This is a genomic window from Streptomyces sp. NPDC020299, from assembly GCF_044387825.1.
Taxonomy (GTDB): domain Bacteria; phylum Actinomycetota; class Actinomycetes; order Streptomycetales; family Streptomycetaceae; genus Streptomyces.
The window spans coordinates 307,852-332,727 of the sequence record NZ_JBIRWL010000005.1 but is presented as its reverse complement, the minus strand read 5'-3'; the positions used below and the strand labels follow the sequence as shown (position 1 = coordinate 332,727).

Sequence of the window (24,876 nt, the reverse complement as noted above, 5' to 3'; positions counted from 1 at the left end):
AAAGGCCTCGCCCGCCGCATGGGAGCCACTGGCGTACGCGCGGCCCCCAGCGTGGCCATCCGCCCGGCTCTTCCCGCAGGCGGTGTCGGAGTGAACTGACGCCATACAGAGGGCAGGACCTTTCCGAACGGCCGCAACCGGGTATGGACCGACCGGAGATGGTGACGAGGGAGAGACGAGGGGCGGGCGTGACCAGGACTCTGCTGAGTGGTGGCCAGGTGTTCGACGGGACGGGAGCCGAGGTCGCGGAGGGCGACATCCTCGTCGAGGAAGGCCGGATCCTCGACGTCGGCACCGGCCTGGACGGCGACGAGCGGATCGATGTCACCGGCCTCACCGTGCTGCCCGGCTTCATCGACTGCCACGTCCACATGATGTTCTCCGGATGGATCGGCGATCGTGCCGCCCACCAACCCTTCTCCTACGGCTACTTCGAAGCGGTACGCAACCTCGCCGCCACCCTGGACTGCGGCATCACGACCGTGCGCGACGCGGGCGGTGCCGACCTCGGCGTCCGCCAGGCCGTGGAGGACGGGCTGATCGAGGGCCCCCGGCTGCGCATCGCGATCACGATCCTCAGTCAGACCGGCGGGCACAACGACGGCTGGCTGCCCTCCGGTACCTGCGTCCCGCTCTTCGCCGCCCACCCGGGCCGACCGCACGGGGTCGTGGACGGCCCGGAGGAGATGCGCAAACGTGCCCGCGAGATCATCCGCGCCGGGGCCGACGTGCTCAAGGTCTGCACCTCCGGAGGGGTTCTCTCGCCCCGCGACAACCCACGCCACGCGCACTTCCGCCCCGATGAACTGGACGTGCTGGTCACCGAGGCGACCGCGGCCGGACTGCCGGTGATGGCCCACGCCCAGGCCACCGACGGCATCAAGAACGCGGTCCGGGCCGGGATGCGCTCCGTCGAGCACGGCGTCTTCCTCGACGACGAGGCGATCGGGATGATGCTCGATGCCGGCACCTGGCTGGTTCCCACTCTGACCGCTCCGGCGGCGGCACTTCAGGCCGCGGAGACGGGCGCCGGACTGCCGGGCAGCGTGGTCGCCAAGGCACGCGAGGTGATCGACGTTCACCGGGAGTCCTTCGCCCGGGCGGTGGAGGCGGGCGTACGGATCGCGATGGGAACGGACTCGGGCGTCGGTCCGCACGGCCGCAACCTGGAAGAGCTGGCGCTGATGGCGGCAGGAGGCATGAAACCCGCCGCCGTGCTCGCGGCCGCCACCTCCTCCGCGGCCGAGCTTCTGGGCCTCGCCGACACCACGGGAACCATCGCCCCCGGCAAGCGGGCCGACCTGGTGGTCGTGGACGGTGACCCGTACGACTTCACCAGCCTGAAGGACCGCGTCCGGGCGGTCTTCCAGAACGGACGGCGCGTGCGCGGCGCCATCTGACGGAGGCGCCACTGAGATCATTTGTGACCGATCCATCGGCTCGAAATCAGCCGCGATTCCGCCGGGACGCCAACGCGGTCCGAGCCAGATCGCGTAGCCGGACATGGCGAGACCGTCGTCGAGGGCGATCGCGTACGGCGTCGGGGGCATCGTGCGCCCTGTGCGCACCAGGATCTGGCCCACCGCCGCCAAGGCCCTGACCACCCTGCGCCTGGAGGGATTTGGCGACGCCGCATTCGGACCAGTGGATGGCCAGACCTCACCGCCTGCTGAGGACACGTTCCGCCCCGATTGGTCAAGATTTACTTTTCCGGAATCGGTCTGCATAGTGACGCCTCGAAATAGTGGCGGGCTGAACGGGGAGGGCCTTTTCTTGTCGCAGATCAACGATGGTGCCGCGCGCGAGGTGGAGCTCGAGCGAATTCAGGTGTCCGTCATAGGCGACCTGTTGGACGAGCGGCTGGCCGGGGCGCGGGCGCAGCTGGCGCGCGTGCTCGCGGCGCCGGCCGGTGGTGCGGGCGAGGCGTACGAGCGGGAGGTGGCGGCCGGGCGGCTGGCGAGGGAGGTTCGCCGGATGGAGGGGGCCGAGGACGGGTTGGTGTTCGGGCGGATCGACCTGGCGGACGGGACCGTCCTGCGTATCGGGAGGCTGGGGCTGCACAGGGACTCGGAGGAGCTGCCGCTGCTGGTGGACTGGCGGGCCGAGGCCGCGCGGCCTTTCTACGAGGCGACGCCGGTTCATCCCATGGGGCTGCGGCGGCGCCGCCATCTGCGCCTGGCGGGCCGCACGGTGGTGGGGGTGAGCGATGAGCTGCTTGACGGCTCCGCGCCCACCGGCCAGGACGTGGTCGGCGACGGCCCGTTGACGGCGGCGCTCGAGGGAAGGCGCACGGGGCGGATGGGTGCGGCGGTTGCCACCCTCCAGGCCGAGCAGGACGCGATCGTCCGGTCGCCGCACCGTGGGGTGACGGTGGTGCAGGGTGGTCCGGGCACCGGGAAGACGGTTGTGGCGCTGCACCGCGCCGCGTATGTGCTGTATGCGTTCCCGAAGGCATCGGAGCGCGGCGTGCTCGTACTGGGTCCGAACGCGCGGTTCCTCGACTACATCTGCCAGGTCCTGCCCTCGCTCGGCGAGAACGACGTCGTCCTGGCGACGTGCGAGGAACTGGCGGGCGCCGCGCCGGGCGCCGTGGACCCCATCGAGGTGGCCCGCCTGAAGGGGAGTGCCGCGCTGGCCGACGGGCTGGCCGCTGTGGTCCGCTCACGGCAGGCGCCGGCCGGCGACTTCGGCGTCCGGGTCGGGCAGGAGTGGATTCGTCTGCAGGACAGGGATGTCGCACAAGCGCGGGAGTCGGCACAGGCCAGTGGTCTCGCGCACAACCGGGCGCGTCAGCTGTTCAAGGAGCTGCTGGTAGACGCCGTCGTCCGTGAACTTGCCCGCAGTGGCGCCGAGACGCTTGAACGTATCGACGCCGAGGTCGCGCAACTGACCGGCCTCGACCTGGACCGGGTTGCCGCAGCGGACCTGCGCCGCCTCGGTGTTGACGACGCGCCCGCCACAGGTGCCGACGAGTTCGACGCCGATGCCATGCGCGCCGAACTCCTGGACGATGCCTTGCTCGACAGGGCCGTCGAGGATCTGTGGCCGCGGCTCGCGCCCGGCGACGTGGTCCGCGCCCTGCTGACGGACGCTGACGCGCCGGCCGCGTACCTGCGGCAGTTCACCGACGACCAGCGGGCCTCGCTGTGGCGAACGCCCGGTGCGCCCTGGACGGAGGCTGATGTGCCACTTCTCGACGAGGCGGCGAGCCTGGTCGACGGGCCGCCTGAGCACGTCTTCGGGCACGTCGTCGTCGACGAGGCACAAGAACTCACCGTCATGCAGTGGCGGATGATCGTGCGCCGTTGCCCGGGCCGGTCGATGACGCTGGTCGGGGATTTCGCCCAGGCAGGTGCGACGACGGTGGCCCGGGACTGGAAGGAGGCACTCGGCCCGGACCTCGGACGGCGCTTCGACCTGCGAACCCTGACCGTCAGCTACCGAACCACGCAGGAGATCCTCGCCGCCACGGGGGACTTGCTCGCCCGGATCGCCCCGGGCCGGCCGGCGATCCGGTCGATCCGGCGCGGCGAGGTGCCTCGAACGCTCGCCGCGGCCCCGGAGTCGCTCGTCACCGCCCTCATGCGGGAGCTGCGGGAGCAGGGCGCCGCGTACCCGGGCGAGTTGGTCGGGGTGATCTGCGCCGATGGCAGGACGGAGCAGCTCACGGCTGCGGGGATCGAGCCGCATGCCCGACTGGTGCCGGTCTCACAGGCACGCGGCTTGGAGTTCGACGCCGCCGTCGTGGTCGATCCGGACGGGATCACCGCCGCCCGCCCCGGGGGCGAGCGCGACCTGTACGTCGCCCTGACCCGGGCCACCAAGCGACTGTGCACCATCACCTTGGACCGTCGGGAGTGAGTCCGGTCCCCGGGAACCCCGCGCGCCCCGCTTGGCGTCTGGGTCGCTGTCGCCATTGAGTCGCAAGGAGGTCGGGCCAGGTCATGGCACACGACGGAAACCAACCGACCAGCCGGGTGGCCGACGGTATCGGTGACGACAACCCCGCCGAGCGGCCGGGCGGCGGCGTCGGCGGGGCACTCGGCGGCCTCAGGCGCCACCGCCGTGCGCTGTACGGCTTCACCCTCCTCGTGTCCGCCCTGACGGCCGTGCTCGGCTGCGTGATCGTGGCCGGGGGGTTCGCGGCGACATGGGACACATTCGAGGGTGTCCGGGACTACGCGGACACCAACATCGCCAACGAGGACTCCTATGTGGCCTATGCCGACGGCGGCATGCCCCCGTTGGTACGGGTCGGTGCCGTGGTGTCGCTGCTGCTGGTCGTCCTGGCCCTCCTCGCCGTCTCCGTCCTGCACACCGCGTACGCCGTCGGCGACTCCCACGCCGGACGCGACGGCGGACCGCTGGCCACCCGCGAGCTGTGGCGGCGCACCCGTCGGCGCTTTCCCGCCGCCCTGGCGGTCAACGCGCTGACCGGGGTGGCTGTGGGGGCTGTGGAGGTGACGGGTCTGGTGTGGTGGGGTCTCGTCCAGAGCAGCGAGGTGCCCGGTGTCGAGCCCCCGTATCTGCATGAGACCGCGACCCCGCAGTACACGCTGGTGGGATGGGTGCTGCCGATCGCCGTCGGGTGTCTCGGCCCGCTGCTGTACTTCCGCCTCTCGGTGGCCACCGCCGAGTCGGTGCTGGAGCGCCGTTCCCCGTTCGTGGCGTTGTACCGCTCCTGGGTGCTGACCCGCCGCGCACGGTGGCGCACGGTCGGCGTGGGCATGCTGGTCACCGCGGGCGCCGTGCTCGTCTTCGGGCCGGCCCGGTACGCGGCGGCTCCCCTGGCGCACTTCGCCGGGCTCGGCATGCTCTGGCTCAGCGATGGCAACGTGTGGATCACCGGCGTGCTGGTGATGATTCTGCCGACCGCCGTGGCCCTGCTTCTGCTGCCCCCGGTGGTCATGCCGCTGGTGTGCGCGGTGTTCGCCCGTCTCCATGGGGACCTGCGGGCACGCGAGGAGGCGGCCGAGCGGGCTGCCGCGTCCACTGTGCCCTGACAGCCACGTCTCTGTTCTCACGGCGTCGGACCGGTCCCTGGTCCGGTGGTGCGGGCGGCGCGGGCGCAGCGGGCGGCGAGGTCTGCGAATGCCGTGGCCAGTCGGGGTGGGCCGATGACTTCGATATCGGTGTCGAAACGGCCGATGGCGGCGGCGAGTCCGGTCCATGTCCAGGAGCCGAGGGTGAGTCGGCAGTGGTGGGGGCCGAGTTCCTCGACGATTCCGTCCTGGGCGAAGGGTGCGACGTCGGCGGCCGGGAGGTGGAGGACGACTTCGCCTTGGCAGGGCCAGTCGGTGGTGGTGCCGTCGTTGCCGCGGAATCGGCTGGTGATGAAGGTGGAGACGTGGCCGCCGGGGAGTTCGCGCGGGGCGAAGCGGGGGCCGGTGGGTGTGCGGGGCCGGATGCGGTCGACGCGGAAGGTGCGCCAGTCCTCGCGGTCGAGGTCCCAGGCCACGAGGTACCAGCGGTTGCGCCAGGTGGCCAGGTGGTGGGGTTGTACGCGGCGGAGGGTATCGGCTGCGTTGCCCGGGCCTGGGGCGTGGTCGAAGCGCAGTTCCTCGTGGGCGTGGATGGCGCGGCTCAGGTCCACCAGGACCTGAGTGTCGACCTGGGGGGTGTCACGGGCCGTGGGCGGTTGGACGGCGGTGATGCGCAGCAGGTCGATGCGGTGGCGTAGGCGGGGTGGCATGACCTGGCGGAGGGTGGCCAGGGCGCGGGCGGCGTCTTCGGCGACGGTGTCGCCGGTGGCCGCGGTCTGCAGCGCGACGGCCAGGGCGACGGCCTGACCGTCGTCGAACAGCATGGGTGGCATGTGAGAGCCGGCCTCCAGGCGGTAGCCGCCGGCCGGTCCTCTGACGGTCGTGATCAGGTAGCCGAGTTCGCGCAGTCTGTCGATGTCACGGCGCACGGTGCGCGAGGTGATGTCCAGACGCTCGGCGAGATCCTCGCCGGACCAGTCACGGTGCGTTTGAAGCAGCGAGAGCAGCGCGAGCAGCCGGGCGGATGTCTTGTGCATGAGATCCATCTTGACCGCAGTACAGGACACAGCCTGTCCTCTACCTCCGCCATGGTGGCGTACGAGCCGTTCGGGAGGTCCCACGGCGTAATCGTCACATCGAAGCAAGGAGCAGGTCATGTCGGTCACGGCCACCACTCACCTGAATTTCCGGGGCGTTGCACGTGAGGCGCTGGACTTCTACCAGTCCGTCTTCGGCGGACGTACTGTCGCGGTCACCTACAAGGACGCCGGCGCCGTGCAGAACGAGAGCGAGGCGGACTGGGTCATGTGGGGTGAGGTGGCCGGCGACGACGGCTTCCACGTCATGGCCTACGACGTGCCCTCGCAGTTGCCCTGGAACCAGGGCGAGAACCCGTTCTTCGTCTCCGTACGCGGTGACGACGCCGAGGAGATCAGCGTCCTGTGGGGCAAGCTCGCCGCGGGCTCGACCATCGTGCGTCCGCTGGAGCCTGCGCAGTGGGCGCCGCTGTACGGCATGCTCACCGACCGCTTCGGCGTCACCTGGGTCCTGGACGTCACCGCCCCGTACAACGGCTGAACCAGCGGACCCGGCATGCCTGCGCCGTCCGGGCCGCCGCGGCCACCGGGCGGCGCGGGCACCGAACACGTCGCGGAATCGGAGCGGCCGTCGTGCGCCAACTCCTGGACGCGGGCGCCGAGGTGCTCGGCGGCACCGAAGAGCTGGGGGCTATCGAACGTTTGAACGGGCCGCTTGGGACTCGAAGGTGCCTGGGCGGGCGGATATGCCTTCGCTGGGGGAAGCTGAAGGAGTGAGCATCAGTAGCGAGCGCCCGGTAAGTGCTGAGCAGATCTACGCAGCGCTGGCCGCTCTGGCGGCTGAGCCGGTGGCAGATCCGGAGAAGCGGCCCGAGGGGCCGCAGGAAGAGGACCGCCTGCACCTGCTGGGCAGTCTGCTGGCGAAGACGGAGCTCGAGATCACCGCCGCGACCCGGCTGACCGAGGAAGAGGAGATCGAGGACGTCCTGGAGACGTTGCTCGGCTGGGGGGAACAGTTGGGAGCGGATCCCGGCCTCGCCGTCAACGTCCTGACGAACAGGCTGCAGCGCACCGCGCTGCAGGTCTCCGAACCGGAGGCGGAAGAACTGCCACCCGGCCGGGAGGCCGCCTTCGCCGCCGCCATGACAGCGGTGTACGCGCTCAGCGCCCAGTTGCACGCGGATCGCGGCGATACGAAGGGGACCCGACGCGCGCTGAGCGGTGCGGAAGAGGCCCTCATCGACATCCTGCAAGGCATGCATGACCTGCGCGTCACCATCGGCGACGCGGCCGGGCCGGAGGACGAGCCGGAGGCCGAAGCCGAGAGCTGACCCGCTCGGCACCTCCCCTGCAAGAGCCTCCAGGGACGGGAGCCGCTGCGCTGTTGCCCGGTCCGCGCGCACGCCTGACGCGGTGACGCACGGCTGCCGCCGCCTGACTCGTACTGCCGCAGCCTCGTCCTCCGTTTGGCCGCAGTCGGCTCGCGCGCGTCACCGAGCCGCGGTGCCGTTGACACGGATGGGTGCCGACGTCCAACGCAGAAGGGCGTCGTGCACTCAGCCGTGGAAGGACAAGCCATGCACATATCTGGACCGACAGCGGGCCGCCGGGGTCGTGCCGCGGTCATCGCCGCGTCGGTGATCTGCTCGACCGTTCTGACCAGGCAGGATTTCGCCGCGGCCGGCGGAGCCGGAGGTATGCCCACGCCCTCGGTGTCGGCCCCGGCGCTGGTCTGGAGACCCTGCGTGCACGGCAGCCCGTTCGACTGTGCGACCGCGAAGGTGCCGCTGGACTACAGCAGCGCAGGGGGGCGCACCATCGAACTGGCAGTCATCAAACGGAAGGCCGCCGACCCCGGTCGGCGCATCGGCACCCTGTTCTTCAACCCCGGCGGACCCGGCGGGCCAGGAACGGTCCAAATGCCGCAGAACTACGAGTTCTTCCCGCGCGAGGTGCGGGAGAGGTTCGACATCGTCAGCTGGGACCCGCGGGGGGTCGGCAGCAGTACTGCCGTGAACTGCTTCGCGAGCCGCAAAGCAGCCGCCGACTGGACTGCGAGCAAAGCGGCGGGCTTCCCGGTGGGCGAAAAGGAGCGAGCGGCCTGGAACGCCGCGTACAAGGACCTGGCCCGGCGCTGTGAGCGGCGGGACCCCGAGCTCCTGCGACATGTGTCGACCGCCGACACCGCTCGCGACCTCGACCTGCTCCGCCAGGCGACGGGAGAGTCACAACTCACCTACGTGGGAATCTCCTACGGCACGTTCCTGGGCGCCACCTACGCCAACCTCTTCCCGGGCAAGGTGCGCGCGATGGTCCTCGACAGCAACTGGGACCCCCAGGCCTGGACGAACCACGCCTCCGACGACGCCCGGCTACCGACATTCCTGCGCTTGGGCTCGGACCGCGGTGCGGCAGCGGTCGTGGACAAGTTCCTCGCCCTGTGCGGGTCCACGACCACCGCCCGCTGCGCCTTCTCCGCCGGCAGCCCGAAAGCGACCCGGGACAAGTTCGACCAGCTGATGCAGCGGCTGCGGAAGCATCCCGTGGGCAGGTCGACCTATGCCGGCACGGTCGCTGACGTAGTGACCGGCCTCTACGTCGTTCGCCCTGGGTGGACGGACCTCGCCGGCAGGCTGCAGGACCTGTGGCAGGGCCGCGTCCCGCCACCCTCCCCGCTCCCGCCCGCACCCCCGGTCCCGAATCCGAATCCCTACGTGGGCGAGGAACAGGCCTCCGCGGTGTTCTGCGGCGACAGCCCCAATCCACGTGACCCCGGTGTCTATCCTGCTCTGGAGGAGGCCGGCGCCGGCCGTGCGGGGGACGCCGGGCGCTTTTGGACGTGGGCCGGCGAGGGATGCGCCACCTGGCCGGCGGTCGCCGCCAACCGCTACCGCGGCCCGTGGAACAAGCCCACGGCGCACCCCGTCCTGGTGGTCGGCACCCTCTACGACCCCGCCACCCCCTACTCGGGCTCGCAGGCCATGGCCAGAGAGCTGGCCGACGCCCGCCTGCTCACCAACGCCGGATACGGGCACACGGCACTGATCAACCCCAGCAGCTGCGTCAAGGCCCACGAAAGCCGCTACCTCATCGACGGCACCCTCCCGCCGGTCGGAACGACGTGCCGACAGGACACGCCTCCCTTCGCCGCGCCCAAGCCGAGCGGTGGCGTCGCCGCCGGCGGCGGGGGGACGGCCGGCACCGTCTCCTGAGTCACCCACAAGCGCCGGCTCCCCGCTCAGGCCCCGGCGGTCACTGGGACGGCGGCCTCCCAGAAAAAGTCGTCCGGGTCGCTGAACGGGCCGGCAGCGCCGGTGAGCACGAGGCAATGCGATCCGGTGCCCTCGGCGGGGACACCCGCGTCCTTGGCGAGAGCGCGGCGCTTGTACAGAGCGAGCTTGACCTGGCCCGAGTCCGTGGCGAACTCGACGTACTTGCCGCCGAAGCTTTTGCCCACCCTCAGGCCCCGGTCGGCGTAGAACTGCTTGCTGGCCTTGACGTCCTCGACGCCGAGCAGGAGCACGAGGTCCTCGAAGTCCCGGGTGACAGGGCCGGTGTCCTTCTTCGCCGAAGTCGCGATCTTCACGATCGTGCCGTCGGGGGCCTGGACCACCCCGCCGTAGCCCCACAGCGACTTCGAGGCGGTCTTGAGGCTGGTGGCGCCGGCTTGGAGGGCGGCCTCGATGAGGGCATCGACGTTGCCCGGCTGGGACACCACCAGCGACAGCGTGAACCCGCGGAAGCCGGTCGTGGGGTTCCCGGATGCACGCAGACGCACGCGGGAGGAGTCCGGCCCGAGGACGGTGGAGTAGAAACGGGTGGCAGCCGTGAGGTCGGCCACCTCCAGGATGACGGCATCGATGGAGTTCATGTCTTCGACGATAGGGACGGCCGGGTGATCGGCGCTTCTCGAAAACTGACCGGCTTCAGCAGTTGGCTGGGCAGGGGCAGTTGCTGCTCGACGCGTGCGCACCGCATCGCATCCCATCGCATGTGACAGTGCTGTACGGAACATGTCACAGGGCTCGTACCGCCAGGTGCCGCCGCTTCCCCAAAAGCCCCGTGGGGTGGGATGTTTGCCGACCGGAGCGGCCCGCAGCCGGCCGCAGGGGGACAGGGGTGGACATCGTGACGTGGCAGCAAGAGCGAACCGGCAGCGACCGAACCGCCGGAGGGGCTCGGAGATCCGGCGGGACCGGCGCAGACGGCATGCCGCAGCGCCGCTGGGCGGCGGTGACCGCCGTGGCGCTCGCCGTGGCCGTACCACTGGCTCTCGGCACTGCGGGTGACGCGGGGGCGGCGGGGGACCATCCGATCGTCTTCGCCCGCTACACCGCGGCGGCGCCCGTAGAAGACCTTTACGCGATCTCTTCCACTGGTGGCACGCCCGTCAAGCTCACCCACACCTCCACCGTCAGCGACGTGATGCCCAGTTGGTCGCCGGACGGCAAGCGGGTGGCCTTCGTACGCTATGGGTCCGCTGGCGCCATCGACGGCATCTGGACGATGAAGACCACGGGCGGCGACCTGAAGTCCGTCCCCGGCACCAAGGGCGCCTCGGACCCGGCGTGGTCTCCGGACGGCAAGCGGATCGCCTACGCCAAGCCGGTCGGCAGCCGGCGCGAGATCTATGTGGCCGACATCGACGGCACCCCTGCCACCCGGCTCACCCACACCGCGGCGGACGACCTCCATCCGACGTGGTCGCCGGACGGCAAGTACCTGGCGTTCAACCGCGCGGACGCGGGTGGACACAGCAGAGTGATGCGGATCCGGCTGTCCACCCTGGCCCAGACCGCGGTCACCGGGTCCGGCTCCCGGGACTGGACGCCCGACTGGTCGCACGGCGACCGGATCGCCTTCAGCCGCGTGGACTCCTCTGGCTTCGCCCGGCTCTACCTCGTCCGCCCCGACGGCACCGGACTGCACCGCATCACCGCGGCCCGTCTCAACGACAAGTACCCCTCGTGGTCCCCGGACGGCAACCGCCTGGTCTTCACCAGAGGTGGTGCCGACGACGCGGACCCCGAACACCTCTACCTGGTACGGGCCGACGGCACCGGCCTGACCCAGCTCACCAAGACCGACTCCCATGACCTGGAGGCTGACTGGCGGCCGTGACGCAGACGTCCCGCACCGTTTCCTACACTCACCGCATGAACAACCACACGTGCACCCACTGCGGCACCGTCGGTCTGGTGGAGGGTTTCATCGAGGACGCCGGCGAGCACTCGCGCGGCTACGCGCGCTGGATCGAGGGCGCGTTGGAGCGGGGGATCTTCGGGGGTGCCAAGCGGATGGGCCGCCCCCGGCGACAGATAGAGGCGTACCGCTGCCCCAAGTGCGGCCACCTCGAACTGTTCGCCACCGGCGAGGCGTAGTCACCGCGAAACTCTGCGAAGATCGTCTTGAAGGCGGCCACCGAGCAACGGGGCCGACCGACGAGAGGACATCGCATGACGCTCACGACGGGCAGACCCACCGTGGCCATCCTGGGTGCCGGGGGCACCGGGGGTCTGCTGGCCGCCCTGCTGTCACGATCCGGTCACCGTGTCATCTGCCTGGCCCGCGAAGCCACGGCAGGCCCCCTGCGCGGCAGTGGGATCGAGGTCCGCAGCCGCCAGTTCGGCGACTTCACGGCCACCGTGGAGGCGGACACCGAGCTCCGCGAGCAAGTTGACGCCTGCCTGATCACCGTCAAGCACACCACTTTGGACGCCGCACTCACCCGCGTTCCGCCCGCGGTCCTCGGCGACGCCCTCGTGATACCGCTCCTGAACGGCGTCGAACACCCCGCGACCCTGCGCGCCCGCTACCGGCCCGACCGCGTGGCCGCGGGAGTGATCCGAGTGGAGTCCACCCGCCTCGGACCCGGTGGCACAGGGCCCGTCGTGATCGAGCAGGGCAGCCCGTTCGTCGAGGTCGACCTGGCCGCCGACATGGTCCCCCGCCCCCGCCTGGAAGCCTTGGCCACGGTCCTGTCCGACGCGGGGGTGGCGGCACGTGTGGCGGAGCACGAGACCGGGATCCTGTGGGCGAAGATGGCCTTCCTCGCCCCCTTTGCCCTGCTCACCACCCGGTACGGGCTCCCTCTCGGCGAGGCCCGCACCCGGCACCGCGAGGAGTTGGAAAGCCTGGTCGCCGAGACCGCCGCGGTGAGCCGCGCCTGCGGTGGCCCCGCCGACCCCGCCCGGGCCCTGGCGCGGTACGACGCCTTCCCGCCCGAAGCGAAGTCCTCCATGCAGCGCGACGCGGAGGCGGGCAGGCCACTGGAACTCGACGCCATCGGAGGGGCGTTGCTGCGGGCGGCCGGACGCCACGGCGTGCCGGTGCCGGTGACGGCCCGCTTGGTACGGGAGATACGCGCCGCCGGCGACTAGGGGGTGTTTCGAAAGTCCTGTGCGGTGCCCGCGGTGTCCGGTGCGTGCTCTGGGGGTCCCCCCGGCCGAAGGCTGGGGGAGTGCCGGACGAAAGCCCTCGTACTGGACGTACTTGGGTTTTTGGCCGGTGCGGCGAGTGGGGGTGCCCCCTCTGGGGGAGCGTGCCGGGCGCCGTGGGTGCTGTGCGGGACTTTCGAAACACCCCCTAGGTCGCGTGGGCCCGGCGGGTGACTGCCCGCCGGGCCCTCGTGGGCCAGGGCGGCCCGCGCTCCGGTGGAGCGAGGTCTTCTGGACCACGACGGCGAGGCGTGCCATGTTGCTCTCATGACGGCAGGGGGGACTGATCACGAGGCGCTGGCATTGGCTCTTGACCACGCCTGGCGCTGGTTCGAAAACCGCCGAGGCCGGGCGTACCAGGTACTCAACGCTCTCTTGGTTCTGGTCGCGGTCGCGGCCACGGCGTATGCGGCAGCCCTGAACGCGCACATGCACGGCGTAGCGGGAACGATCAGCCTGCTGACGGGCGTGATCATCGCCGCGGCGTATTCGGAGAGCACGAGGCTGCAGGCGCAGTCGCTGCTGGCCGAAGACGCGATCAAAGAGCTTCAAGAGCGTCTGGCAACGACCCTCGACATCGATGCACTGCGCATGGTGGAGCGCGAACGAGCTCTTCATCAGCCGCCGAGGCCGTCTTGGATACACCCTGCGTCCAGGCCACTGGTGCTGGTCGGCATCCTCGCGTCACTCGGCGGAGCCGTCTACACCTGGCTGGCGAGACCCTGACGGTGCCGCCCTCCACCTGAGCCGAGAGCTCCGACGAGTGCGTCACTGCTCGCGCATTCCCCAGGGCGAGCCGTATGCGGTCAAAAGGTCGAGGAACGGGCGTGCCGGGAACGCTTCCGGGCCGAGGACGCCCGAGCCTGTCCAGGCACCGGTGGCCAGGAGCTCCAGGGCGACGACCGGATTGACCGCCGTCTGCCACACCACCGCCTGGCAGCCGTACTCGTCCATGGACCACCGGTTGTCCACCACGTGGTACAGGTACACCTCGCGTCGCGCGCCGTCCCTGGTGCCGCGCACCCAGGTTCCCGCGCAGGTCTTGCCGTGCATGCGCTCGCCCAGCGTCGCCGGATCGGGCAGGCACGCGCCGACGACATCACGCGGCGACACCGCGACGGGGCCCTCGGGGCCGGGCACGGTCACCGGGGCGGTGCCGTCCAGACCCAGCTTGTGCAGTGTCTTGAGCGTCTCGATGAACTCCGTTCCCAGCCCGTACTTGAAGGTGACGCGCCGCGCGTCGACCCAGCGGGGGATCAGGAGCACCTCCTCGTGCTCCACGTTCACGCACTCGACCGGTCCGATGCCGTCGGGGAAGTCGAACACCTCCGGTTCGCTGAACGGTGCGGTGGTGAACCAGCCGCGGCCGGCCTCGTACACGACCGGCGGGTTCAGGCACTCCTCGATGGTGGTCCAGATACTGAAGGACGGAGCGAAGTCGTAGCCGTCGACAGTGAGGTTCGCGCCGTCGCGGACGCCGATCTCCGTGATCTCGTCGAAGAGTTCGTCGGCGGCGTACCGGGCGAAGACGTCGGACAGACCGGGCTCCACACCCATGCCGACGAGGGCCAGCGTGCCCGTCTTCTCCCAGTCGGCCGCCAGTGCGAACTGCTCGTCGCCCAGCTTGATCCCGCACTCGTCGTAAGGGCGCTCGGGATGCGGCCGCGACAGCGACATCGCCATGTCGAGGTACCCGGCGCCGGCCGTGTGCGCGGCTCGGAACAGAGGCATGACGAAGCGCGGGTCGGTGGCGTTGAGCAGGACGTCGCAGCGGTGGCGCGTCAGCAGGGCGGCCACCGCCGCCTCGTCGCCCGCGTCCACCCGCTCGGCACGGAAACGGGCGCCGGCGGCACCGAGGGACGCGACCGCCGCCTCGGCACGGCCGGGGTCGTAGTCGGCGACCACCATCAGGTCGAAGAACGGCCGTCTGGCCGCGATCCGGGTGATGGCGGTGCCCACACCACCGGCTCCCACGAGCAGTACACGCATGGCGGAATCTCCTTCTCGGTCGAAGTCGAACTGGGACGAGGTCGAGGACGGGCGCGCCTTGACCGCCGATACAACGGTGCGGGCCCGTGTAAGGTCAATCGCGTTGGCATAAGGTCGGTGCCGAGGGAGGAGGCGGCCGTGCCCAAGCAGGTGGTGCCGGAGGAGAAGCGGCGGCGGCGCCGCCCGACCAGGAGCGGTACCGTGCTCTCCGAGCGACTGATCGTCGAAGCCGCCCTGCGCATGCTGCACGAGCACGGCGGTGCCGGGCTCACCGCGCGCCGCCTCGGGCTGGCCCTGGACTGCGACGCGAGCACGCTGTACCGGTACTTCCGCGGTATGGACGACCTGACGCTGGCCATCGGCGACGCGCTCATCGGGCAGGCCCTGCGGGGCTGGGAGCCGACGGGGAACTGGCGGGCCGACCTGCGGGCCATCGGTCTGCGCATCCATGCCGCGTACGTGGCTCACCCGCAGGCGGCCCTGCTGACCGCCAACCGCGTCACCGGTCGCCCGCACGAGCTGGCCGCCGACGAGGCCGTCCTGGACGTGCTGCGCGGCGCCGGCTTCCCGCTGCCGGAGACCGTGCGCGTCTACCACGCCTTCATCGACCAGACGCTGGCCTTCGCCGCCCTCGACTCCGCGTCCCTCGCCCTTCCGAGCGCCTCCCAGCGCGCCGACGACGACAAATGGAGCTCGACCTACGGCCGCCTGCCCCGCACGACCCACCCCCGCATCGCCGAGGCGGCTCCCCTGCTGACCACCCGCATGCTCACCAGCGCCTACCCGACGGCCCTGGAGATGCTCCTGGACGGTGCGGCCGGGAGGCTGGAGGCGGTCATGAGGGCAGAGACCGCCGTCGGCTGAAGGAGCACCGCCCGGGGTGGCCCCTGCGGTGCCCGAACGCCCGGAGCGGGTTGACTGGCCTAAACCCTTGACTGGTACAGACCAAAGCGATTGAGTGTGCCTCCACACCCCCCACCACGGCCGTGCCCACGCCGTGGCCGGTCCGACCGGCACGTGCGCACAAGGCCCGGTTTCGCGTTGCCCTTGTCCGGGTGCGGCCGTGCTCCGCAAAGGAGTTGAACCTGTGTCGAGGCGCCGCGTCTCCGCCGTGGTCACCGCACTCGCCCTCGGAACCACCGTGCCGGTCCTGCTGCCGGCCGCGAACGCGTCCGCCGCCGCGTGTTCGAGCTACCCGAGCTGGGTCGTCGGAAGGCCGTACGCCACCGGCGACATCGTGCGTTACACCGACGGCAAGACCTACATCGCCGAACACGACAACCCGGGCTACGACCCGACCATCAGCACCTGGTACTGGGATCCCTATGCCTGCGACGGCGGCTCCGGGACCCCCGTCGGCACCTTCGTGGTGAGCGAGACCCAGTTCAACCAGATGTTCCCGAACCGGAATTCCTTCTACACGTACAGCGGTCTCACCGCCGCTCTCAGCGCCTACCCCGCCTTCGCGAACACCGGCAGCGACACGGTCAGGAAGCAGGAGGCCGCGGCCTTCCTCGCCAACGTCAGCCACGAGACCGGCGGTCTGGTGTACGTGGTCGAGCAGAACACGGCCAACTACCCGCACTACTGCGACGGGAACCAGCCGTACGGCTGCCCGGCCGGCCAGGCGGCCTACTACGGGCGCGGCCCGATCCAGCTCAGCTGGAACTTCAACTACAAGGCCGCGGGCGACGCGCTCGGCATCGACCTCCTCAACAACCCCTGGCTGGTGCAGAACGACGCCGCCGTGGCCTGGAAGACGGCCCTTTGGTACTGGAACACCCAGACCGGGCCCGGCACCATGACGCCCCACAACGCCATGGTCAACAGCGCCGGCTTCGGCCAGACGATCCGCAGCATCAACGGCTCCCTCGAGTGCGACGGCAGGAACCCGGCACAGGTGCAGAGCCGCGTGGACGCCTACCAGCGGTTCACGCAGGTCCTCGGGACGGCGCCGGGCGGCAGTCTCTACTGCTGACGGCGACGCGGTGCCGGGCGGGTGTCCGCCGTCCCGGCGGGCTGAGCTGTCACGCCCCGGCCAGAGAGTCGACGAGGGCCAGGGCGTCGTCGACGGAACCCGCTGGGTCGTCGAGCGGGTACAGCACTCCGCGCACCGTGCGGGAGGAGTCGAGGACGAGGGTGAGTCGTTTGAGCCGGTCCACGCCCGCCGCGCGGAAGGTGGGCAGTCGTAGTGCCGCGGCCAGCCGCAGGTCGGCGTCGGACAGGAGCGGGAACGCGATCCGCTCGTGCTCGGCGAAGGCGGCGAGCTGGTCGGGGCGCTGCGTGCTGACTCCGTGCACCCTCGCGCCGCGCTCCGCGAAGGCCGCCATCCGGTCGCGATAGGTGCACGACTCGAGCGTGCAGCCGCGAGCGCCCGGAATCCGGCCCCAGCCCGGCGGGTAGTCGTGCCCACCGGGTGCGTAGGCCCCGGGGAAGCAGTACAGGACCGTCCACGCCCGGTCCGTGCAGACCGGGTCGACCGGCACGCCCTCCGGTCCGGCGAGTTCGAGCTCGGGGAGCCGACGACCCAGCAGGGCGTGCACGCGTCGGGTCTCGGCGGAGCCGGTCGCGCTGGTGGCCGACAGGACGCCGTCGCCCATGACATGGCGGGCGCCCCAGTCCTGGAGGGCGACGAGGACCGGCAGCAGGCCGCGGCCGGCCGGCGTCAGGTGGTACTCGTACCGGGGAGGGTTCGGGGTGTAGAGACGCTTCTCCAGCACCCCGTCCGCGACAAGGGTCTTGAGACGCTCCGTCAGCACCTTGCGGCTGATGCCGAGTCCGTCCCGGAGCGCGTCGAACTGGTGCGTCCCGCCCGCGACGTCGCGGATGAGCAGCAGCGTCCATGGATCACCGACCACCGCCAGCGCCTGCGCGATCGCGCAGTCCGGGTCGCCGAGCTCTGTGTACCGCATGATCCATGAGTATAGTCAGTTCCCTAAGGGAACTCACTCGACGGTCGCGCAGGGGGCAGGCATGACGACGGCGGTGCAGGGGCGGGGAGAGAAGGGGAAGCAGCCGGACGGCGCGTCGCGCGCGGCGGCGTTCTGGCGGTACTGGGGTGCGTCCACGGTGAGCGGGCTCGGCGACGCCGTGACGGCGGTGGCCCTGCCGTTGCTCGCGGTACTGGTGCTGCACGCCTCGGCGTTCGAGGTCAGCCTGATCACGGCCGCCTCCTACGCTTCGTGGCTGCTGGTCGGCCTCCCGGCCGGCGTTCTCGTGCACCGTCTGCCGTTGCGCGGGGCGCAGGTGGCCATGGACCTGGTCCGGGCCGCCGCGGTGGCCTCGGTTCCGGTGGCTGCCGCGCTCGGCGTCCTGCGCCTGCCGCAGCTGATCGTCGTGGCGCTGGTGGTCGGGCTGGCGTCCGTCGTCTTCGATGTCGGCAACTCGACCTTCCTGCCCTCCATCGTCAGCAAGGAGGAGCTCACCGCCCGGAACAGCCTCACCTCGGGGACCCGTGCGGCGACCCAACTCGGTGGCCCGTCCGTCGGCGGCGTGCTGGTCCAACTGCTCGGCGCGGCGACGTCGATCGTGGTCGACGCGGTGAGCTACGTCGTCTCGGCCGCGCTCATGGGCAGCCTGCCGCGGGTTGCGCACCCAGCGCAGGAGGGCCCGCGCCGTGGCATGGGCGAGATGATCCGCGAGGGCTGGCGGTACGTCACCCGCCACCCTGTCATCGGCCCCTGCACGGCGGACGCGACCGCCGTCAACTTCGTCTGCGGCGGTCTCATGGCGCTCACCCCGGTCTTCCTGGTCCGCACCCTCGACGTACCGCCCGCCCTGGCCGGGATACTCATCGCGACCGATGGCCTCGGCACCCTGGTCGGCGCGGCGCTGACGCCCCGGATCGTCGCACGCCTGGGCAGCGGCCGGGCGCTGCGCTGGGCCGCGGTGGTCTCCCCGTGCTTCGCGGCACTGATGCCGCTGGCCGGCCACTCCCTGACGCTCGGCCTGTTCGCCCTGGGGAACGGTGGTTTCGCCGGGGCCGTGGTGGTGACGAGCATCGTGACCCGCACCTACCGGCAGACCGCCACACCCCCGGAACTGCTGCCGCGCGTGATGGCGACGGTCCGCTTCATCTCCTGGGGCGCGGTCCCCTTCGGCGCGCTGGCCGCGGGAGGCGCCGCCGCCCTGTGGGGTACCCGCGCCTCCTTCGCGCTCATGGCCGTGTTCTCCACGGTCAGCCCGGCGATCCTCCTCGCGAGCCCGATCCGCCGGATGCGCGAGCTAGCGTGAACGGGGTACCGCGGGACTGCTCGCCTCACTGTCCTGACGCCGGGGCCGAGCGATCGCCCCCTCCAAGAGGGTCTCAAGGGCGTGGGCTGGTGGGCACGAGTCCGGGCGGCGTCCTCTTCTGGGGGTGGTGCCGGGGCACCACGTCCTGGGGGAAGGTCAGCTGCTGGCCCATCCACTTCAGGGTGGCGGGCATCTCCCGTACCCAGGTGGGGAAGTTGTGACTCCCCTGGTCGGGCTGGATCGACGTGACGCGCATGCGTGACTTGGCGGCATTGATGAAGGCCAGTGTCTGCGGGTAGCCCCGCTCGCCGTGTTTGCTCTCGGCGACCAGGACCGAGACCTGTGGTGCCGGCAGGTGCTTCAGCCGCCACATCAGATCGTGCTCGTTGGCCCGGTCGATGCGACCCGGCCCGCTGCCGAAGAGGTTGCCGGTCGTGGGGTCGTCCTTGACCTTGTAGTCGGGGGACAGGGCGCCGGCGGTGGTGTACGCACCAGGGTTGCGCATCGTCAGCTGCAGGGCGCAACTGCCGCCGGAGGAGTAGCCCATGACGCCCCAGGCACTGGCGTCGTGGCCCACCCGGTACGCGGACTTCAGGGCGTCCGGGAGGTCCTTGGCCAGGAAGGTCTCGGCCTGCGGTCCGCCCGGCACGTCCACGCACTCGGTGTCGCGCGGCGGTGCGATCGTGGGCCGGATCATCACCATGATCGTCGGCTGCATCTGACCGCTCTTCTGCAGCTGTCCCGCGGTCTGCGACACCCGCAGGTGCTCGGCGAGATTGAAGATGCTGCCGGGATATCCGCTGAGCGTCACGATCACCGGGAAGCGCTGCCTGGCGTACGCCTTCTGGAAGTACTGCGGCGGCAGGTAGACGAACGCGGGGTCGACCACGCCCGTGCGACGGCCGATGACCTTCACGGACTCCACCCGGCCGTTCACCGCGGCAGGACCGGTGGGCAGTCCGCTGACCCGGTTCAACTGCTCGTCGGTGCCGGGCTGAACCAACGCCCCCTTCACCGAGAAACCGCCCGCGCCGTTGCCGATGGACGCCTGCGTCACACCGACGGGAGTGGTTTCGGTGTCGCCGAAGAGCTCGCCCCAGGATCCGAAGAACTGGTACGACGAGTTCAGCCAGCACGCGAAGGCCGCGATGATCGCCACCTGAGTCACTCCGATGGCCGCCAGCCGTCCGAGCACCTGCCACAACCCCTGCCTGGCAAGCCGTGGCCACAGCCAGACCAGCAGAGCCACACAGACGGCGGACAAGGCCGCCATGACGTACACGGTCGCTTCGCTGGTCAAACCCATGCCACTCGATCCCCGGTTTTCTTGCCTGTGCTGATTCCTTCATACAGAAAGAGGGCTGCAGACACGTCCACGTTCCTCAACGAGGGCAAAGCCCTGCGGTTCCACGCGGAAGGCCCGATCGCCGGTCATCGGCCTGCCGGAGTGGATACGACGCGACCGCGTCCCGAACCGCGGGACAGGCTGGTGTCGCATCGGTCGATGAGATGGTTCTCCCGTCACCCACCGAGCATTGTCCGCCGGCCAAAGGACCTGCGCCGTGCCTGAACTGCCGGACGTCGAGGGTTTCCGCGAGGTGCTCGTCTCCTGCGCGGAGGGCAGGCGCATCCGGAGCGTCGACGTACGGGACGAGGGTGTACTGCACGGGGTGAGCGTACGGCGGCTGCGCGAGACCCTGGTGGGCCGGCGATTCACCGGGCCGGAGCGGCACGGCAAGTGGCTGCTCGCCCACACCGACGGACCCACGCTCCTGCTGCACTTCGGCATGACCGGCCGACTGCTGTGCGCCCGTCCCGACGACGCGGTCGAGACCCATGACCGCGTCCTGTTCACCTTGAGCGGCGACCGCCAGCTCCGCTACCGCGACCAGCGCAAACTCAAGGGCCTCTGGCTGGCCGACGACGACCACGCCGTTGCCCGGCTGCTGGACCGTCAGGGTCCCGACGCGCTGGCAGTGGACCGCGAGGGCTTCGAGGACGCACTCTCCTCGCGCCGCGGCCGCGTCAAAACCGCGCTGACCGACCAGTCCGTCCTGGCCGGTCTCGGCAACCTGCTCGCCGACGAGATCCTGTGGCGCGCCGGGCTGCGCCCCAGCACCCCGGCCAACGCTCTGACGGAGGCCGAACGCCGACGCCTGTACACCCACATGCGACGCACGCTGCGCTCCGCGGTCACCGCCGGCTGCGTCCCACCGCGCGACTCATGGCTCACCGGCCACCGCGACGGCCCCGACCCGGTCTGCCCCCGCTGCGGAACCCACCTGCGCCGCTCGCGTCTGGCGGGCCGCGGCACGGTGTGGTGCCCGCGATGCCAGCGGGACGAGACCTGAGGCGAGGTCGTGGCTTTCCGCTACATCGCCACGCGGTAGAGAGCCGCGAGCGCGTCGTCGATGGGATGGGGCTGCGGCCTGCCCGAGGAGTCGAGCCTGTGCCACCTCTGCAGATTCACCCCGACGGCCAGCCGCCGCTTGCCGTCGGCACGGGTCATGGCCAGCGCTCCAGCACCCCAGACCGTGCCGCCGTGGCCCCAGAAGCTGCCCTGACCGGGAGCCTCCATCGGGTGCAGGCCGAGACCGTAGTCGATCGTCTTTCCCTCCTGGGAGACGACCGGGACGGTGCGTTGCATCTGCGCCAGCGACGACGGGCTGACGATCTCGCCGGTCAGCAGCATGCCGTAGAAGCGGTTGAGGTCCGTGACGGTCGATATCAGCGAGCCCGCCGGCCCCACCCATGACATGTCGAAGACGCTGTAGTCCCGCGGCGGGTCGATCATGCCGAACCACGCCTCGTACATCTGCGAGTGCGGCCCGCTGACGTACGGTCCGGCGGGGAGTTCGGTGTGCCGGAGCCCGGCGCGCTCGATGACGTTCCGGGTGATGTACCGCTCGGCCGTGGTGCCGGTCACCTGGGCCAGGAGTTCACCGAGGAGCAGGTAGTTGGTGTTGGAGTACACCCCCGGGGTGCCGCCCGGAGCGCCGACGGCGGGTGCGGTGACCCCCATCTCGATCAGTTCGGTGGGGTGGAACCGCGTGAACCGGTTGTCCTCCAGGCTCTGGGGCCCGGTGTCCGCGAGGGCTGGGAGCGCCTTGAGGGAGGGGTAGGCGTAAGGGAGGTACTCGGCGAGGCCGCTGGTGTGGTTGATCAGCATCCGGACGGTGATCGCGTCACCCCGTTCTCCGGGAACCAGCCTCGGAAGGTACCGGCCGATCGGCAGGTCGAGACCGATCTGACCGCTCTCGACCTGCTGCAGAACCGCGGCGGCGGTGAAGGTCTTGGTGATGCTGCCGACGCGGTGCCGCATGTCGGCGGTGGCAGGGCGGCCGGTGGCGACATCGGCGACCCCGGCGGCGCCGCGCCAGACCTGGTCGCCGTCACGCACCTCGGCGAACAGGCCCGGCATCCCGGCGCGGTGGACGTTCTCGACGGCGGCGTCGAGCTTCGCGGGATCCAGTGGGTTCCTCACCACATGCGTCCTTTCGCATTCCCCGGGGTGAGCTCCACGGCACACCCATGTCCTCATTATGCACGCAGTGCGTGCAACACCAAGTGCATAAGTTAGGCTGAGACCGGCGAGAGGAGCGGGATGGCAGACCGAAGGCGCTGGGCGACCGAGGAGATCCTGGATGCGGCGGCGGAGCTGCTGCGCACGAGCGACGCCGAGTCGTTCAGCGTGCGCAAGCTCGCCGCGACCCTCGGGACCGATTCCTCCAGCCTCTACCGGCATTTCCGCAGCAAGACAGAGCTGCTGCGGGCGGTCGCCGACCGGATCCTCGTGGCCGCCATGGACGGCTACCGGCCCGAGGGCGACTGGAAGCAGCGCATCACCGCCCTGGCCCTGCGCGTGAGAGAGGCCTTCGGTCAGCAGCCCCAGCTCGCCGCGGTCTGGGGACGCTATGCGTCAAGCGGCACCGGCTCCCGGCTCATCATGGAAGAGACGCTGCAGGCCCTGCGGGCGTCGGGACTGCCCGACGAGGAGATCCCGGTGCGCTACCACCGGATCGCGGTCCTCATCGCCGCATTGGTCGCCTCCGAGGCCGGCGTCAGCACCATCACCCCCAAGGAGTACGAACAGGGCATGGAGCTGTTCCGCGTCGCGGTACTGGGCGCCGACCCCGAACACTTCCCCGCCCTGGCCCACTTCGCCCGTGGCGTCCGCCCCCTCGGGGCGGACCGCCGCGCCGCGTTCGAGGAGATCCTCGCCGTCCAACTCGCCCACATCGAGGCCGCTGTCTGACCGAGCCGGCCGGCCCGCCCGAGTTCACAGCCGGGGCCGCGGGGAGCCGACGCAGGCATAGCCGAAGCCCTCGCCCGTGCGTGGCGCCCGGGTCCAGGACCGGGTGGTGAAGGTGCACAGCCTGCCCTGGGTCAACGCGAAGCGGGGCAGCGAGAGCCCGAGTCCGGTGTGCAGGGCCTGCAACACGCGCAGTTCGCTGCCCAGTTCGGTGTCCTCCGAGTGGAACAGCCGTGCGGGGTCCAGGGCCTCGGGTATCGCGCCGGAGCGCTGGGTCTCCGTACCCCGCACGGTGAACGCGTAGAGCTCCTGGCCCTGTTCGGCCACCGGCAGGTGGAACGCGGCCGGGTGGTCACCCGGCGACGAGCGTCTCGGGTCGCGCCACACCACCACCGCGCGGCCGGACGAGGAGGCGGCCGAAGCGGGCGAGAGGAGCAGCTTGCTCAGCCCGTCGCTCACGGCCAGGAACTCCCGGTACGAGGACGGCAGCCGCCGCCCCAGCCGCTCCTCGGCCGCGGCGATCGCCGCCTCGTCCGCCCCCGGCCTGCCCAGGGGGGCAATGGTCCGCCCGCCGCCCTCGTCGCCGCCCTCGCCCTCGCGTGGAACCCACTCTTCCCGCCAACGCCCCAGGAACTCATGCCAGTTGAAAGAACCGCCACTCATGGCCGGATGGTGTCATCCGGCACTGACAACGGCGCCTCCCGGCTGAAGCCGTGACGATCGCCGCTGCGTAGCCGGGCCGGTCAACCGGCTTCGGTCGCGAAGGGACCGCCGTCGCCGAACGCGTGCCGCGCGAAGTTCTCGCCGATGCGGCGGTGTCCTTCGGGGCCGGGATGGACCTCGTCCGGCAGCGGGTGTTCGGCGTAGTCCGTCTCTCCGTACAGGTCACGGCCGTCGAGGTAGTGCAGGTTCGGGTCGTCGGCGGCCCGCAGTTCGACGATCCGGGCGAGTGCGTCGCGGATGACGTTGAGCGTCAGGCGTCCCATGGCGCGGTCAGCCGGATCGCCCGTCGCCTTGAATCGCAGCCCGCCCCCGTCGAAGTCGGGTGCGAGGGGGCCGGGGGTGTCCTCCTGCACTGGGCACAGGAGGGGAGACACGACCAGCAGTGGCGTGGCCGGATGCCCCTCGCGGATGGTGTCGAGGAAGCCGTGGACCGCGGGGGTGAAGGCGCGCAGGCGCATGACGTCGGCGTTGACGACGTTGATGCCGATCTTGAGGCTGATCAGATCCGCGGGGGCGTCCCGCATGGCACGGGCGGTGAACGGGTCGAGCAGCGCGCTGCCGCCGAAGCCCAGGTTGACCAGCTCCACGCCGCCCTGGGCGGCTGCCAGGGCCGGCCAGATGGCGGTCGGGTGGGCGGCGTTGGAGCCATGGCTGATGGAACTGCCGTGGTGCAGCCACACCCTGCGCCCGCGGTCCGGTGCCGGCTCGACGGGGGCATCGGTGCGCAGGGCGATCAGCTCGGTGATCTCCGTGTGCGGAAGCCAGATCTCCACGTCCTTGTCACGCGTCGGCAGACCGGTGAAGCGGGCGGTGCCCGCGGGCCCTTCGCGTAGTTCTGAGGTCTGGGTGACCATGTCGGTGATCGTGCGGACGTTGCCGCCGGCCACCGTGGCCTGGGCCGTGAGACGGCCGTCGACCAGCAGGTCGTAGGTGCCGTCCGCAGGGGCCGGGAAGCCGCGGTAGACGCGCTTGGTGGGCAGCGTGTCGAGTTCGATGGTGGTGGCCCTGGTGCGGAAGGCCAGCCGTACGCCGGACGGCTGGGCCTCCGCCATGGCCAGTTGTTCGTCGGGGATCTGCCGGCGCGCCGGAGCGGGCAGCCGGTGCGGGAGCAGGCCGTGCGCGGTCGGTTCCAGGTCGAGGAAACCGCGCAGGATGTCGGCGGTGACGGGTGTGGTGGTCCAGTGGTGCTCGGTGTTCATCGTCCCAGCCTGTTGATCAAGATT

The 24,876-nt window shown here is 70.8% G+C and carries 22 protein-coding genes and 1 pseudogene; 15 read left to right on the top strand and 8 right to left on the bottom strand.

Features of this window, described 5'->3' with window-relative positions; translation table 11 throughout:
- Window positions 1-188: 188 nt before the first annotated feature.
- The 3 genes from ACH45E_RS15865 to ACH45E_RS15855 all read left to right on the top strand — a co-directional run bounded on the left by ACH45E_RS15865 (window position 189) and on the right by ACH45E_RS15855 (window position 5,003).
- Window positions 189-1,400 carry an amidohydrolase family protein gene (locus ACH45E_RS15865; protein WP_361438571.1) on the top strand — a complete coding sequence of 404 codons (1,212 nt, stop codon included), beginning with the start codon at window positions 189-191 and terminating at the stop codon, window positions 1,398-1,400.
- A gap of 373 nt (window positions 1,401-1,773) precedes the next feature.
- Window positions 1,774-3,861 carry an ATP-binding domain-containing protein gene (locus ACH45E_RS15860; RefSeq protein ID WP_361439141.1) on the top strand — a complete coding sequence of 696 codons (2,088 nt, stop codon included), beginning with the start codon at window positions 1,774-1,776 and terminating at the stop codon, window positions 3,859-3,861.
- An 83-nt stretch (window positions 3,862-3,944) separates the two neighbouring features.
- Complete coding sequence (locus ACH45E_RS15855) at window positions 3,945-5,003, top strand: hypothetical protein (RefSeq protein WP_361438573.1); 1,059 nt, start codon at window positions 3,945-3,947, stop codon at window positions 5,001-5,003.
- A 17-nt stretch (window positions 5,004-5,020) separates the two neighbouring features.
- Here the strand turns inward: ACH45E_RS15855 and ACH45E_RS15850 are convergent, their stop codons facing one another.
- Window positions 5,021-6,019, bottom strand: a complete 999-nt coding sequence (locus ACH45E_RS15850) for a WYL domain-containing protein (RefSeq protein ID WP_361438575.1) — start codon at window positions 6,017-6,019, stop codon at window positions 5,021-5,023.
- Between the two features lie 118 nt (window positions 6,020-6,137).
- Between ACH45E_RS15850 and ACH45E_RS15845 the strand changes: the two genes are divergently transcribed.
- The 3 genes from ACH45E_RS15845 to ACH45E_RS15835 all read left to right on the top strand — a co-directional run bounded on the left by ACH45E_RS15845 (window position 6,138) and on the right by ACH45E_RS15835 (window position 9,231).
- Window positions 6,138-6,560 (top strand): VOC family protein, encoded by a 423-nt coding sequence (locus ACH45E_RS15845; protein ID WP_361438577.1) that lies wholly within the window; start codon window positions 6,138-6,140, stop codon window positions 6,558-6,560.
- Window positions 6,561-6,792: 232 nt separating this feature from the next.
- Window positions 6,793-7,350 carry a hypothetical protein gene (locus ACH45E_RS15840; protein ID WP_361438579.1) on the top strand — a complete coding sequence of 186 codons (558 nt, stop codon included), beginning with the start codon at window positions 6,793-6,795 and terminating at the stop codon, window positions 7,348-7,350.
- Between the two features lie 366 nt (window positions 7,351-7,716).
- The gene (locus ACH45E_RS15835) at window positions 7,717-9,231 is read left to right on the top strand and encodes an alpha/beta hydrolase (protein WP_361438581.1); all 1,515 of its coding nucleotides are present in this window, start codon (window positions 7,717-7,719) and stop codon (window positions 9,229-9,231) included.
- A 26-nt stretch (window positions 9,232-9,257) separates the two neighbouring features.
- On the opposite strand, the gene ACH45E_RS15830 is transcribed toward ACH45E_RS15835, so the two are convergent.
- A complete protein-coding gene (locus ACH45E_RS15830) occupies window positions 9,258-9,890 on the bottom strand; it encodes a glyoxalase (RefSeq protein ID WP_361438583.1) in 633 nt (210 codons plus the stop codon).
- Between the two features lie 338 nt (window positions 9,891-10,228).
- On the opposite strand from ACH45E_RS15830, the gene ACH45E_RS15825 reads away from it, so the two are divergent.
- From ACH45E_RS15825 to ACH45E_RS15810, 4 genes are all read left to right on the top strand, one after another.
- Window positions 10,229-11,140, top strand: coding sequence for a hypothetical protein (locus tag ACH45E_RS15825; protein ID WP_361438585.1), 912 nt, complete (start codon window positions 10,229-10,231; stop codon window positions 11,138-11,140).
- A 35-nt stretch (window positions 11,141-11,175) separates the two neighbouring features.
- Window positions 11,176-11,400, top strand: a complete 225-nt coding sequence (locus ACH45E_RS15820; RefSeq protein WP_361438587.1) for a hypothetical protein — start codon at window positions 11,176-11,178, stop codon at window positions 11,398-11,400.
- Between the two features lie 75 nt (window positions 11,401-11,475).
- Window positions 11,476-12,399 carry a 2-dehydropantoate 2-reductase gene (locus tag ACH45E_RS15815; RefSeq protein WP_361438589.1) on the top strand — a complete coding sequence of 308 codons (924 nt, stop codon included), beginning with the start codon at window positions 11,476-11,478 and terminating at the stop codon, window positions 12,397-12,399.
- Window positions 12,400-12,723: 324 nt separating this feature from the next.
- Window positions 12,724-13,182 (top strand): hypothetical protein, encoded by a 459-nt coding sequence (locus tag ACH45E_RS15810; protein ID WP_361438591.1) that lies wholly within the window; start codon window positions 12,724-12,726, stop codon window positions 13,180-13,182.
- Window positions 13,183-13,224: 42 nt separating this feature from the next.
- Here ACH45E_RS15810 and ACH45E_RS15805 read toward each other — a convergent pair whose 3' ends face one another.
- The gene (locus tag ACH45E_RS15805) at window positions 13,225-14,445 is read right to left on the bottom strand and encodes a saccharopine dehydrogenase C-terminal domain-containing protein (protein WP_361438593.1); all 1,221 of its coding nucleotides are present in this window, start codon (window positions 14,443-14,445) and stop codon (window positions 13,225-13,227) included.
- Between the two features lie 138 nt (window positions 14,446-14,583).
- On the opposite strand from ACH45E_RS15805, the gene ACH45E_RS15800 reads away from it, so the two are divergent.
- On the top strand, window positions 14,584-15,309 hold the full coding sequence (locus ACH45E_RS15800; RefSeq protein ID WP_361438595.1) for a TetR/AcrR family transcriptional regulator: 726 nt from the start codon (window positions 14,584-14,586) through the stop codon (window positions 15,307-15,309).
- Window positions 15,310-15,532: 223 nt separating this feature from the next.
- Window positions 15,533-16,423, top strand: a complete 891-nt coding sequence (locus ACH45E_RS15795; RefSeq protein WP_361438597.1) for a glycoside hydrolase family 19 protein — start codon at window positions 15,533-15,535, stop codon at window positions 16,421-16,423.
- Window positions 16,424-16,472: 49 nt separating this feature from the next.
- On the opposite strand, the gene ACH45E_RS15790 is transcribed toward ACH45E_RS15795, so the two are convergent.
- Window positions 16,473-17,357: a winged helix-turn-helix transcriptional regulator gene (locus ACH45E_RS15790; RefSeq protein WP_361438599.1), complete on the bottom strand. Its 885-nt coding sequence runs from the start codon at window positions 17,355-17,357 to the stop codon at window positions 16,473-16,475.
- 61 nt (window positions 17,358-17,418) lie between these two features.
- Here ACH45E_RS15790 and ACH45E_RS15785 point away from each other — a divergent pair, with 61 nt between their 5' ends.
- Window positions 17,419-18,678 (top strand): MFS transporter, encoded by a 1,260-nt coding sequence (locus ACH45E_RS15785; RefSeq protein ID WP_361438601.1) that lies wholly within the window; start codon window positions 17,419-17,421, stop codon window positions 18,676-18,678.
- A 73-nt stretch (window positions 18,679-18,751) separates the two neighbouring features.
- Here ACH45E_RS15785 and ACH45E_RS15780 read toward each other — a convergent pair whose 3' ends face one another.
- Window positions 18,752-19,984, bottom strand: coding sequence for an alpha/beta hydrolase-fold protein (locus tag ACH45E_RS15780; protein ID WP_361438603.1), 1,233 nt, complete (start codon window positions 19,982-19,984; stop codon window positions 18,752-18,754).
- A gap of 256 nt (window positions 19,985-20,240) precedes the next feature.
- On the opposite strand from ACH45E_RS15780, the gene ACH45E_RS15775 reads away from it, so the two are divergent.
- Entirely contained in the window at window positions 20,241-21,029 is a 789-nt protein-coding gene (locus tag ACH45E_RS15775; RefSeq protein ID WP_361438605.1) for a DNA-formamidopyrimidine glycosylase family protein, read from the top strand.
- Window positions 21,030-21,049: 20 nt separating this feature from the next.
- Here ACH45E_RS15775 and ACH45E_RS15770 read toward each other — a convergent pair whose 3' ends face one another.
- Window positions 21,050-22,162, bottom strand: a complete 1,113-nt coding sequence (locus ACH45E_RS15770) for a serine hydrolase domain-containing protein (protein ID WP_361438607.1) — start codon at window positions 22,160-22,162, stop codon at window positions 21,050-21,052.
- 120 nt (window positions 22,163-22,282) lie between these two features.
- Between ACH45E_RS15770 and ACH45E_RS15765 the strand changes: the two genes are divergently transcribed.
- Window positions 22,283-22,933, top strand: a complete 651-nt coding sequence (locus ACH45E_RS15765) for a TetR/AcrR family transcriptional regulator (protein WP_361438609.1) — start codon at window positions 22,283-22,285, stop codon at window positions 22,931-22,933.
- A 24-nt stretch (window positions 22,934-22,957) separates the two neighbouring features.
- Here the strand turns inward: ACH45E_RS15765 and ACH45E_RS15760 are convergent.
- A pseudogene (locus ACH45E_RS15760) lies at window positions 22,958-23,533 on the bottom strand (SMI1/KNR4 family protein); the annotation flags it as partial.
- Between the two features lie 140 nt (window positions 23,534-23,673).
- The gene (locus ACH45E_RS15755) at window positions 23,674-24,852 is read right to left on the bottom strand and encodes a GDSL-type esterase/lipase family protein (protein WP_361438611.1); all 1,179 of its coding nucleotides are present in this window, start codon (window positions 24,850-24,852) and stop codon (window positions 23,674-23,676) included.
- Window positions 24,853-24,876: the final 24 nt, after the last annotated feature.